Source organism: Salinibacterium sp. (assembly GCF_031364185.1).
Classification (GTDB): Bacteria; Actinomycetota; Actinomycetes; order Actinomycetales; family Microbacteriaceae; genus Rhodoglobus.
Window position 1 is genome coordinate 1 of record NZ_JANLVV010000064.1, and the last position, 11,163, is coordinate 11,163.

Annotated in this window: 10 protein-coding genes and 2 pseudogenes; 4 read left to right on the forward strand and 8 right to left on the reverse strand. The window is 65.8% G+C overall.

Going from position 1 to position 11,163, the window contains the following annotated elements; all coding sequences use genetic code 11:
• A pseudogene (locus tag RMN95_RS03280) lies at positions 1-406 on the forward strand (4-(cytidine 5'-diphospho)-2-C-methyl-D-erythritol kinase); the annotation flags it as partial.
• A 196-nt stretch (positions 407-602) separates the two neighbouring features.
• Here RMN95_RS03280 and RMN95_RS03285 read toward each other — a convergent pair.
• From RMN95_RS03285 to RMN95_RS03295, 3 genes are all read right to left on the reverse strand, one after another.
• Positions 603-2,132, reverse strand: a complete 1,530-nt coding sequence (locus tag RMN95_RS03285; protein WP_309615534.1) for a glycosyltransferase family 39 protein — start codon at positions 2,130-2,132, stop codon at positions 603-605.
• Between the two features lie 129 nt (positions 2,133-2,261).
• Positions 2,262-2,936 (reverse strand): hypothetical protein, encoded by a 675-nt coding sequence (locus RMN95_RS03290; RefSeq protein ID WP_309615535.1) that lies wholly within the window; start codon positions 2,934-2,936, stop codon positions 2,262-2,264.
• A 92-nt stretch (positions 2,937-3,028) separates the two neighbouring features.
• The gene (locus tag RMN95_RS03295) at positions 3,029-4,471 is read right to left on the reverse strand and encodes a glycosyltransferase family 87 protein (RefSeq protein ID WP_309615536.1); all 1,443 of its coding nucleotides are present in this window, start codon (positions 4,469-4,471) and stop codon (positions 3,029-3,031) included.
• 79 nt (positions 4,472-4,550) lie between these two features.
• Between RMN95_RS03295 and RMN95_RS03300 the strand changes: the two genes are divergently transcribed.
• Positions 4,551-5,825: a molybdopterin-dependent oxidoreductase gene (locus tag RMN95_RS03300; RefSeq protein ID WP_309615537.1), complete on the forward strand. Its 1,275-nt coding sequence runs from the start codon at positions 4,551-4,553 to the stop codon at positions 5,823-5,825.
• A complete protein-coding gene (locus RMN95_RS03305) occupies positions 5,822-6,304 on the forward strand; it encodes a hypothetical protein (protein WP_309615538.1) in 483 nt (160 codons plus the stop codon). The genes RMN95_RS03300 and RMN95_RS03305 overlap by 4 nt, the downstream gene beginning before the upstream one ends.
• On the opposite strand, the gene RMN95_RS03310 is transcribed toward RMN95_RS03305, so the two are convergent.
• The 4 genes from RMN95_RS03310 to RMN95_RS03325 are packed head-to-tail and all read right to left on the reverse strand — an operon-like array spanning position 6,250 to position 8,907.
• On the reverse strand, positions 6,250-6,918 hold the full coding sequence (locus tag RMN95_RS03310) for a class I SAM-dependent methyltransferase (protein WP_309615539.1): 669 nt from the start codon (positions 6,916-6,918) through the stop codon (positions 6,250-6,252). The genes RMN95_RS03305 and RMN95_RS03310 overlap by 55 nt on opposite strands.
• A complete protein-coding gene (locus RMN95_RS03315; RefSeq protein ID WP_309615540.1) occupies positions 6,915-7,544 on the reverse strand; it encodes a DUF2064 domain-containing protein in 630 nt (209 codons plus the stop codon). Before RMN95_RS03315 ends, RMN95_RS03310 begins: the two co-directional genes overlap by 4 nt.
• On the reverse strand, positions 7,541-8,230 hold the full coding sequence (locus RMN95_RS03320) for a glycosyltransferase family 2 protein (protein ID WP_309615541.1): 690 nt from the start codon (positions 8,228-8,230) through the stop codon (positions 7,541-7,543). The genes RMN95_RS03315 and RMN95_RS03320 overlap by 4 nt, the downstream gene beginning before the upstream one ends.
• Positions 8,227-8,907: a DedA family protein gene (locus tag RMN95_RS03325; protein ID WP_309615542.1), complete on the reverse strand. Its 681-nt coding sequence runs from the start codon at positions 8,905-8,907 to the stop codon at positions 8,227-8,229. The genes RMN95_RS03320 and RMN95_RS03325 overlap by 4 nt, the downstream gene beginning before the upstream one ends.
• A gap of 145 nt (positions 8,908-9,052) precedes the next feature.
• Here RMN95_RS03325 and RMN95_RS03330 point away from each other — a divergent pair, with 145 nt between their 5' ends.
• Entirely contained in the window at positions 9,053-10,570 is a 1,518-nt protein-coding gene (locus RMN95_RS03330) for a multicopper oxidase family protein (protein WP_309615543.1), read from the forward strand.
• Between the two features lie 275 nt (positions 10,571-10,845).
• Here the strand turns inward: RMN95_RS03330 and RMN95_RS03335 are convergent.
• Positions 10,846-11,163 (reverse strand): annotated as a pseudogene (locus RMN95_RS03335) (M20/M25/M40 family metallo-hydrolase); the annotation flags it as partial.

The window sequence follows — 11,163 nt, forward strand, 5'->3', positions numbered from 1 at the left end:
GTTCGCGATGGCGGATTTCGGCCTTTCCACCCCGGACGTGTATCGCGAGCTCGATAAGCATCGCGACCGCCACTCGCAGGACATCTTCCCGGCATCCCTCGCCCCGACGGTCGACGCGAACGTGCTGCAGGCGCTGCGCGCTGGCGACCCGCACATGCTCGCGGAGTGCCTGTTCAACGACCTGCAGGCGCCCGCGCTGCACCTGGAACCGTCGCTCGCCGCCGTGCTGGAGCTCGGCGAACAGAACGGCGCGCTCGCCGGAATCGTGTCGGGCTCGGGCCCGACCATCGCGTTCCTGACGGCCGACCTCGACTCCGCGCTCGAACTGCAGATCGCGCTCAGCGCGGCCCGCCTCACCGTAGTTCGGGCGACCGGCCCCGTACACGGGGCCCGCGTTATCGCGTAGTCGCGGGCGCCGACTCGCGCCCGCCGGCGCTGCCTACGGTCGCCAAGCCCGCGCGCGTTCCGCGAGACCCGGCAAAGTGTAGGTTGCCGGCCCGGGACGCACGATTCGCCGGGTCTCGCGCGGCTTGGTGCCGCCGGCCCGGCAGGGCCGGGCAGCGCGGCCGCCGGGCCCGGCCGACCGAGCTGCGGGCGTGGCCTCAGTCGCGCACGTAGCGCAGCACGTTGATCCAGGTGAAGCTCCACTCGTCGGTGACGCGCCACCCCACCGACTCCAGTGCTGCCGTGGTGGCCGGGCGGAGGTCGCGCGATTTGCTCGTGATCAAGTAGGCGACGTCGGTGCCCTCGAGCCGGTCGAGTGACTGGGCGATGGGCGCGCGTGTCTCCCAGAGCTGGGCGGTGTCGGCCGCGGGGGTGCGGATGGTGACATCCACTGTGTCGGCAAATGGTTGTGGATAGGAGTACGCAATCACCCTGGTCGTGGCTTTCGCATGGCCCCAGAGTTCTCCGTAGATGATGGCCGTCGTGCTATCGGGTCCGTCGGCCGCACGTTCGGTTTGGATCAGCTGGGCGACCTTGGTCCAGGACGAGTTTTCTTTCGCCTCCGGCTGGCGCTGAGCAGACATTTGGGGCAGAGCGAGCACCGCGATCAGCGCCAGTGCCAGCGGGGCCGCCGGACGCCAGCGAATGGAGTCGATGCCACTGGCGATCGCGATCGCGACGAACGGCGCGCACATGGTCAGGTAGCGGGGCTGGTACATCGGCACGTGCACAACACTGATGAACAGCAGCGTGAGGGTGGGCAGAAGCAGAGCGGGGAGCATCACGGCGAGCACGGTTCGGGCGTGGGCGCGAACCAGCGCCACGATTCCGAGCAGGATGAGCCCCCACGCGACGATGGCGAATGCCCACGCAACGATCGCCGGTGTGTCGTTCGAATCGAACCACTGCCAACTCAGTATCCGTTCGGCGGTGTCGCTGCCGAGGGGCCTGATCCAGGAGACTTGCCCGCTCTGGCTGATCACGATGAGAGCGAACGGCAGGCTGGCGAAGGCTGCGGCGCCGGCCGAGAAAAGCCAGTTGCGAGCGTTGATGCGCGACCGCGGGGTGCCATCACGAAGCAGCCACGCCATCGTCGCGAGGTGGGCGGCGATCACAAGCGCGAGGTACAGGAAGAGCGTGACCGAGAGCAGCGCGATCACGCCGTAGATAATCCACGCCCCCCGGGTGCCGGTGCGGATCGCACGCATTAGTGCGACGGTGGCGAGCACCGCGAAGGTGGCCGTCAGCGCATAGGAGCGGCCCTCCGTTCCCATCCACGCCACCCTCGGGATGAGGCAGAACACCACACCGGCGATCACCGCAAGCCGCGGTCGGTCGATCTGTCGGCCCAGCACCACCACGAGGCCGGCGGCGATACCCACGGCGATGGCGCTGGGCATCCTGAGTGAGAGAGGGGAGTAGCCGAACACATCGAAGACGACATGCATCACGGAGTAGTACAGGGCGTGCACGGCGTCGACGTTGCCAAGTTCAGCCCAGAGCTGCGGCCAGCTTCGCGTGGTTGAACTGACGGTGGCCGCTTCGTCGTACCACAGGCCGGGAACCGTGATGCCGATCATGGAGATGGTGAATCCCAGGATGCCGACCGCCAGCGGGGCCACGAGAGCCCGGCGGCGCGCGAGCCGTGGGGGGGCGCTGACCGACTCGCGGCCCATCGTCGCGGTCATTACAGCAGAGTACCCTGCGCGGCCGTGCACGAAAGCCTCGCTGCACGCAAACGCCCGCTCAAGGCGCAGACGCAGAAAGGCCCGCTGCGCGAGTCGCGCAGCGGGCCTTTCGGTGAAGCGGAGCTGTTATTACGCAGCGGCCTTGGCCGTGATGGTGGCGATACCGACGACGAGCTTGTCGGTGACCTTGTCGGTGCCGAAGGTCTTGTTCAGCAGGGCGGCGGCATCGGAGCTGATGAGCACGGTCGTGCCCTGCAGCACGGCGTTGCCGTCAGCGTCGGTCTTGAGCGGGTTCAGGGTTGAGCCATCGAGGTTGAAGATGAAGATGTCCTTGCCGACCTCGGCGCCATTGGCGGTGACCGTACCGGTCAGGCGTGAGGTGCCCGGGTCGATCTCGAAGTCACTGAGGCCCACGACGGTGTCGCCGGCGGTCAGCGTGATGCCGGAGCCATCGTGGTTGATGAGGCCCTGGACGTACGGGCGGTACGACTCGTTGGGGTCGTAGTAGTCCACGTTTCCGCCGGTGATCGGGAAGTGCAGCGAGCCGTCGACCAGGGTCGCGGTTCCGGTCACGCCGGGGGTGAGGCCGAGGCTCGTCAGGGCGTCAACGAAGCCCTGGTCGAGAGCAACTGCGGTGTCAACACCGTCGAGTGCGGGAATCGAGGCCAGCGGCTCCGGGTCGGCCGCAACGGAGGGGGCGGTGGTCTCTTCGGTCTGGGCGGCGGGAGCGGAGCATCCGGCGAGTCCGGCGACGAGAAGGCTCGCGGTGGCGAGTCCCAGGGTTACTTTGGAGATGGTGCGCATGAGCTTCAATCCTTTGTGTTGGTTGGGGTTTTCTTGGTGCTGATGAGTGTTCGGTTCCCTACCGCAAAAGAGATTGGAATCAGGTTGTTCCGTTATGTTTCTGTTACATACTGGTCAAGAGATCCGCGATTTTCCGGTGTTTTTGCCCCGCCGAGTGGATGCCGAATCACCCCGCCGAGCCGAGACAGCGCGCCGGGACCTGCCCGATACAGGGTCACTGCGACGATCAGAACGATGCCGAGAGTCACGGTCAGTCGCGCCAGATCCACCGAAGGAAGGAGCAGCCGCTCGGTGAGCGCGAGGGGAACGGCGAGCCACTCCCAGCGCCCGGTCATCGCGATCATCGGCACGAGTATGAGCGCGTACCAGGGGTAGCGCGGCGTCACGATGAGCAGGGTCACCCCGATCATGACGAGCTGGGCGAGCCACGGGTCATCCGGATTCGACTTCCACCAGGTAAGAGCGGCAGTGCTCAGGATCAGGATGACGGCTACCACGAGGGCCGCGACCCCCGGTGCCACCAGCGAGATCATGATGAAGCGAGTGCCGGAGGTGTAGCCCTCCTCACCCAGGTAGCCGGGCAGGTAGCCCAGCACGCCAACCCCACTCGCCAGGATGTACGGCAGATAGAGGACAGCGAAGACCCCGACCGCGCCCAGAATCACCCTGACCGGATTGCGCCTCAGCAGGGCGAATGACCCGATGACAGGAATGAGCTTGATCGAGATCGCGATGCCGAGCGCGATGCCGCCGAGCACAGGTCGCCGGGTCGACACGAGTAGCGTCGCGACAAATACCAGCATCGCACCGACAATGTCGATGTGGGAGTTGGTCACCCCCTCGGTCGCGATCAGCGGGCACCAACCCCACAGCGCGGCCCAGCGCGGATCGCGCCCGCGCGCGATGAGCGCCCTCAGCAGAAGCGCAGTGGTGCCGAGGCTAATGAGCAAACCGGCGAGCTGCATCGGCCAATACTGGGGCCCTGGCCCGGTGAGAAACCGCACGGCCGCGAAGAACATCTCGCCGGCCGGTGGATAGATCGTCGTGACCTTCGACCGGTTGATGGCGGTGCACAGCACGTCTCCCGTGCCGGGCTCCTTCACGGTCATGATGCGCGCGCCCGTGCAACCGGGCATGCCGTCCGATGTCAGCACGGCGGCGGGGAACAACCATTCGGGCCGAAGTTTCGCGAGCGCAGGGTCGGCCGGCACATAATCGTACGGCGAGATTCCGGCATTCTGCACGATGCCGTCCCAGGCGTACCGAGCCGAGTCCGTGCTCGTATTCGGCGGGCCAGCCATCGCCGCCCCACCGATGGCGATCGAGCCGAGGAGAACCAGCACGATCGCGGCCCGGGTTCGCAGGCCGCGAAGGGTGATGAGGGACAGTGCAAAGAGGATCCACAGCCCCGCCGTGACCCAGACCAGGGGAAGCACGCCGCCGGTCTTATCGTCGTAATACGGCAGAACCGTGATGGACAGGGCGGTGCCGACGGCCGATGCCACCAGCAGCAGGCCCGTCATCACGATTCTCACGTTCTCATCCTGTCCGATCTGGCCACCGTTACGAACCATACTGAACTACCGTCCCACCCACGCCCAAAGGAGGTCACGCGTGCTGCTGAAATGGCAAGTCCAACGTTTGCTGCACCAGACGCGACACTCGCTCGCGGCGCCCTCGCGCAACCCCCGCACGGCGGTCGTGCTCGGGCGCCTGCTCGGCATCGCCTTCCTTGTGTGTTTCGCGACCGGGCTGTACAGCCACTTCATCCAGGATCCGCTGCCCGGCATGGCGTTTCTCACGAGACCGGTGTGGTTGTACCAGGTCAGCCAGGGCATCCACATCACCGCTGGTATTGTCTGCTTCCCGCTGATATTCGCGAAGCTGTACTCGATCTTTCCGGAGCTGTTCCAGTCGCCACCAGTGCGGTCGTTCCCACACTTTCTCGAGCGCGCGTCCATCGCCCTGTTTGTGGCGTCGTCGCTCGTGCAGATCACCATCGGGCTGCTCAACACCTACCAGTGGTACGCCCTCTTCCCGTTCGCATTCCGGCAGACGCACTACGCGCTGTCGTTCGTCATCATCGGCTCGCTCGCCATCCACATTGCCGTCAAGCTGCCGATCATCGCGCGATACTGGCGCAAGCGCGACGCCGCGATCGACGACAGTGAGATCGCCGAGGGTGAGCACAATGCTCCGGATGAACTGCAGCGGCTCACCGGACGGCGACAGGATTCCGGGGCCACCGGCAAAATCTTCGCGTGGATCGACCGCTCGCCCCAGCCTCGCCCAGAGACCAGCCGCCGGGGATTCTTCGCCGCCGTGGCCGTCGCATCCGCCGCGCTCGTCACCCTCACGGCGGGCCAGTCGTTCCGCGTGTTCGACGCCACCAACCTGTTCGGCGCGCGCAAGAACGACACGGGCCCGCAGGGGCTGCCGGTGAACCGCACCGCGAAGCGCGCCAAGGTGCTCGAGAGTGCTACGGCCCCAGACTGGCGCCTGACCGTGAGCAACGGGGCATCCACCACATCATTCAGTTACGACGAGCTGCGCGCGATGCCGCAATACGAGGTTGTGCTGCCGATCGCCTGTGTGGAGGGCTGGAGCCAGTACGCCACCTGGCAAGGCCCGCGGCTGAAAGAGCTCATCGCCAGGGTCGGCGCCGAGGCGAGTTCGACGGTGCGCATCACGAGCCTTGAGCAGGGTAGCATCTACGCACAGACCACCATGCAGCCCGAATTTGTGCGGGATGACCTGACGCTGGTTGCGCTCGACCTCGAGGGTGAGCCGCTCGACATCGACCACGGGTACCCGGCTCGCATGATTGCCCCGGCCCGACCCGGAGTGCTGCAAACCAAATGGCTCAGCACCCTGGAGGTCATGTCATGAGCACCACCACGGCACCCCTGACGACGGCCACCCGCCGCTGGCGGACGGGCCTTATCCTGTTCGGTATCGCGCTGCTCGTGATCGGCGCGATCACGCTGCTGAACGACGTGGCTCCGACGGACTATGCGGGCATCGCCATCTGGTTGTTCGGCGCGCTGGTGATCCATGATGGCCTTGCGGCGTTGGTGATCTTCGGTGTGAGCATCCTGATGCGCAGGGCCTCGCGCACGATTCCGCTGGCGGTCATCGCCATCATCCAGGGCGCACTGGCGGTTGGCGCGATCTTCTTCGTGATCGTGGTGCCGGCCATTCTGAAAAAAGACATTGGATCAGCCAACCCGTCGATCCTGCCGCTGGAGTATGGACTCAATCTCGTTCTTTTCTACGTCGGTCTCGCGATGGTGACCGCCGCCGCGATCGCGGTCTATCTGGTCTTGGCGAGGCGGCAGAACGCGCGCCCGTCGAGCTCCCAGGACTGAACGAGCCGCAGCGCGAGTCGATCGAGCATCAGGCTCAATCGGTCGAGACCGATCTCGGCCCAGGGGAACGAGTCGCTGCGGTTTCCGCGGGAGTCGACGACCTCGGCGAAAAAGTGCTCTTCGTGGGCGGCGTCCGCGTTGAGTTCGACGACGATCTCACCGCTCGGTGAGAGCAGGTTGCGACAGCGAGCGAGAAGGTTCGGGATGTCGCCACCGATGCCCACGTTGCCGTCGACGAGCAGCGTGGTCTGCCACATGCCCTCCCCGGGCACCCGGTCGAATACCGAGCCTCGGAAGAACGAACCCCCGAGACTGCTAGCGATGTCGAGAGCGGCGGCGGACACGTCGATGCCGACCGCATGCATGCCGAGGTCCATGGCGGCGCGCACCATGCGGCCGGGGCCACAGCCGATGTCGAGCACCGGGCCGGACACTTGCGACAGGAGCGTGAGGTCGGCGTCATCTGCGTCGGCGTTCCAGCGCGAGACATCCATCGTCACGCGGGTGGTTGAGCGGGAGCGGGCGTCGTTCAGGTAGAGCAGTTCGCCGTCGCGCAGCGCGCTGGCGTACGGCTCTGCGCCTCCGGCGCCAAAGGTCGCGATGGACAGGCTCACGGGGTCGCCTCAAACCCCTGGAGGGTGCGGGCGAACAGTGTGTTGGGCGCGATCCCGGCCACCTCGCGGGCCGAGTCGATGGTGTCGACATCGGTGAGGGTCGGGAGCATGCCGACGTTCAGGCCGGCAGACTGCAGCCGTGCGAGCTGCGCCGCGCCCGTGTCATCCCGTGACATTTCGACACCGCGGATGAGGTCGCCACGCGGTTCGCGCATGCCCAGCGCCCAGAAGCCGCCGTCGGTGGCAGGGCCGAACCAGGCGTCGACGTCGGAGCCAGCGGGCCAGCCGCCGAACGCGGGAGCCAGGTCGGCCGCGGTCAGCTGCGGAGTATCCATGCCGATCAGCAGCATCGGTTCATCGCACTCGTCGAAGATGGCGCCTAAACGCAGGTCGAGAGTGCCGGTTGTTTGCCCAGTCACGTCATAGTCTTCGGAGCGCGGAGGCAGGCGGTTGCCCTCGAACAGCAGGATTCGCCTCGTCGCAGGTAACGATTGCATTGCGGCGAGGGTGTCATCGATGGCCGCGGCGGCGAGGTGCGCGGCCTGCTCGAGGGTCAGCGGCGGGTGCAGTCGGGTCTTCGCCCGGCCGGGCAGCGGCTCTTTGGCGATCAGAACGAGAGTTGTCACGACGGGTTGTTCGTAGCCGTTCGCTGTGCAGCTAGGAGCCTGGACATATCTTTTATGGCCACGACTGTGCCCTTCAACGTACCCGTCACCTTCGATCGGCCCACCCTGGGCGAGTACGGGGTATCGACCTCGGTGATGCGCCAGCCGGCGTTATGGGCCCTCAGCACCAGCTCAAGCGGGTAGCCGCTGCGGCGATCCTGAAGGTCGAGCGCGACTGTCTTTTCACGATTCGCGGCGCGCATCGGTCCCAAGTCGCTGAACTTCAGCCCGGTCGCCCGTCGCATCAGGATTGCGAGTGCCCGGTTCGCGACGCGGGCATGGATGGGCCAGGCGCCGCGCGTGGTCGGCCGCCTGCGCCCCAGCACCAGGTCACTCGTGCCGGCACGCACGGGGTCGACGACCTTCGGAAGGTCCGCCGGGTCCATCGACGCATCGGCATCGCAGAAGGCCACGATCGGGGCCGTCGCTGCACTCAGCCCGGCATGCGCCGCCGACCCGAATCCGCGCCGTAGCTCGGTGATGACCAGCGCCCCGTGCTCCCGTGCCACCGCCGCGGAGCGATCGGTGGATCCGTTGTCGACCACGATCGCACGGTAGCCCTCCGGCAGCCTTGATAGCACCCAGGGCAGCGCACCCTCCTCATTGAGGCAGGGGAAGACGACATCGACGAGATCCGGGGTGGTCACTGTGCGATGTTAGCGGTGTCGGTGTGCGCGGCCTCGCCTCGACCGGAGCGGTCGATGACCAAAGCCCGGATCCCGGCGATGATCGACGCGATGATCACCAGCCCGGCCACGATGTAGGCGATCGGACGGAGCTGCGGTTGGGAACCGGCCGCATATCCCACGACCGTAATCAGCACGCCCCACGACACGGCACCCACCAGATTTGCGGTGAGGAAGCGCCAGTACGCCATCCCCGCGATGCCCGCCACGGGAGGAACAAAGACCCGGCCCCACGGTATGTAGCGCCCGACGACCACGGACCACCATCCGAACAGCTGGTAGAAGCGCTCGGTGCGAGCGACTCCCGCCTGCACCCACCGCCCACGACGCCGGCTCAGGTAGGGGCGGCCGAAGTGGCGGCCGAGGACGAATCCGACCTGATCGCCGGCGAACGCGGCGACACCCACTCCGATGGCGAGAATCCAGATCGACAGGTTGTCGTTGGTTGCCGTCGCAATTCCGGCCGCGAACAGCAGCGAATCGCCAGTGATGAACGGAATGAACACCCCGATAAAAAGCCCGGTTCCCGCAAAAACCAGTCCCCACACAACGAGGTAGAAGGCGATCGGCCCGACCTGGGTGAGCACGTCTGCAAGCTGGTCGCCGATGGTGGTTGCTGCCGTCGTACTGGCGGGCATGATTTCCTCCAGTCGATGCCGCGGGTGTGGCTCAAGCCTAAGTGTGTGTGGCTGTGCGGTGGCTAGGTGGCCGATTCGCGGGACTTTCGGCCCTCGTGCAAGAGGTTCGGGTGCGGCAGTATCAAGGAATGACCAGCCCGGCGAGATGAGGGAAACCATGAGCTACGACATTGTCGATGCGAGCCTGACAAGGCGAGGGTTCATTGCGGTGGGAACTGGTGCTCTTGCTGCCCTCACGCTCGCCTCGTGTGTGACACCTATCCGTTACATGACACCCGGAACTGCGGCGGTGGGAGCGACAGAGATCGCCCGCGGCGGAACGGGACGTATTACCAGTGTCGACCTCATTGCCTCGACAACCCAGGTGGACCTCGCTGGCAGAACCGCGAATACCTGGAGCTACGGGCCAGTCCCCGCTACGACCATCCGGGTGACCGCAGGCGACACGCTCCGGGCGGCCGTCAGGAACGATCTGCCGACCGATACCTCCGTGCATTGGCATGGTCTGGCTCTTCGAAACGATATGGACGGAGTGCCGGGGATTACACAGGCATCGATCGGAAAGGGCGAGGTTTTCACCTATGAATTCGTCGCCGCCACCCCGGGAACGTATTGGTTCCACCCCCATGTCGGCCCGCAGGTAGACCGCGGCCTGTACGGCGCGCTCATCATCGAAGACCCACATGAGCCTTTGCGCTACGACACGGAGTGGGTTGTCGTACTCGACGATTGGCTCGACGGCGTCTCGGCCACCCCCGATGAGGTCCTCGAAGAGCTCAGCGGGGGAATGGGTGGGATGATGGGCAGCGGTGGGATGAGCGGCAACATGATGATGGATGCTCGCTCGGATCTTCTGGGCGGCGATGCCGGCGACGTGAGCTATCCCTATTTCCTCATCAACGGTCGCCCGCCAGCTGATCCGGATGTGTTTCTGGGCACGCCGGGTGATCGCGTGCGAATTCGGATAATCAACGCGGGGAGTGACACGGCGTTCCGGGTCGCCCTCGGCGGCCATAGGCTGACCGTCACGCATACTGACGGATTTCCCGTGAACCCCGTGGAGACCGACGCCGTCCTTCTGGGGATGGGGGAGCGCTACGACGTGATCGTCACCCTGGGCGACGGGGTTTTCCCGTTTGTCGCGCAGGCCGAGGGGAAACAGGATCGTGCTTTCGCACTGGTGCGCACTTCCGCAGGCAGCACAGCACCGTCATCGGTGACGTCCATTCCGGAGCTCAGCGGCCCAGTGCTCACCGCTGCTGCCCTCACTGCGGATGAGTCTGTCGCACTCGTCACGCGTTCCGTCGATCGGGAACTGACCGCCACACTGTCCGGTTCGATGATGGCCTACGACTGGGCCATCAACGGCCGTCGCTTCGATCCCAGCAATCCGCTGGCGGGCGCCCTCGGGGTCGCGCAGAAGGAAAGGGTGCGGCTGCGCATCGACAATATTTCGCGGATGTGGCATCCCTTCCACCTTCACGGGCACACCTACCAGCACGCCGGCGGTGGGCCGCGGAAGGACACGTCGATCATCCTCCCCGGCACGTCGTTGACCGTCGAGTTCGATGCTGACAACCCCGGACTCTGGGCGGCACACTGCCATAACATTTACCACGCCGAGGCCGGGATGATGACCGTCCTCGGGTACGAAGCATCGTGAGAGGTTCCCTCTAAACCAAAGCGGCTTCTTGGCACCGAAAAGCCCAGGGGGGAGTCTGCGTCCACGTTTCCCCCCGTCAACGTGACTATCCCGATGGTGGGGAGCATGGGGGTCGCGGCAGGGAGGCGGAGGGACATGCCCGGGTTAGAGAGCCGACTCGGAGTCAGCCTTGTGGGCGGCGACCGGTGCCGCGTTCGGAAGCAAAAAGGTAGTGATTGCAGCGAGGCTCACGGCGGTGACTGGTACCCAAATGCCGCCGTGGGTTTGACTCCAGCTCAAGCGGGTGCGGCTGTGCGCGCTCGCGGAGTGACCGATTCGCGCGCACCACAGCGCCGGATCGCCAGGAGCAGCAGCGACCGGGTGACCGATATCAGCTCCGCAATGTTCACCTGCTCACGGGGTGCATGGGCGTAGCGTACATCCCCGGGCCCGTAGTGCAGAGTCGGGATGCCGCCGATGCCGGAGTACAGCCGCAGGTCACTGCCGTACGGGGCCGCAGCAGTCTCAGGAAGACTGCCGCCGGAGACATCCACTACCGATTGCGCCATTTGCCCGATGAGTGGATGCTCGGAGTCAAGCCAACCGCTGGCGAA

Coding starts and splice junctions, on each gene's coding strand:
- RMN95_RS03285 (WP_309615534.1), bottom strand. CDS start 2,132: ATGACCGCGACGATGGGCCGCGAGTCGGTCAGCGCCCCCCCACGGCTC.
- RMN95_RS03290 (WP_309615535.1), bottom strand. CDS start 2,936: ATGCGCACCATCTCCAAAGTAACCCTGGGACTCGCCACCGCGAGCCTT.
- RMN95_RS03305 (WP_309615538.1), top strand. CDS start 5,822: ATGAGCACCACCACGGCACCCCTGACGACGGCCACCCGCCGCTGGCGG.
- RMN95_RS03325 (WP_309615542.1), bottom strand. CDS start 8,907: ATGCCCGCCAGTACGACGGCAGCAACCACCATCGGCGACCAGCTTGCA.
- RMN95_RS03330 (WP_309615543.1), top strand. CDS start 9,053: ATGAGGGAAACCATGAGCTACGACATTGTCGATGCGAGCCTGACAAGG.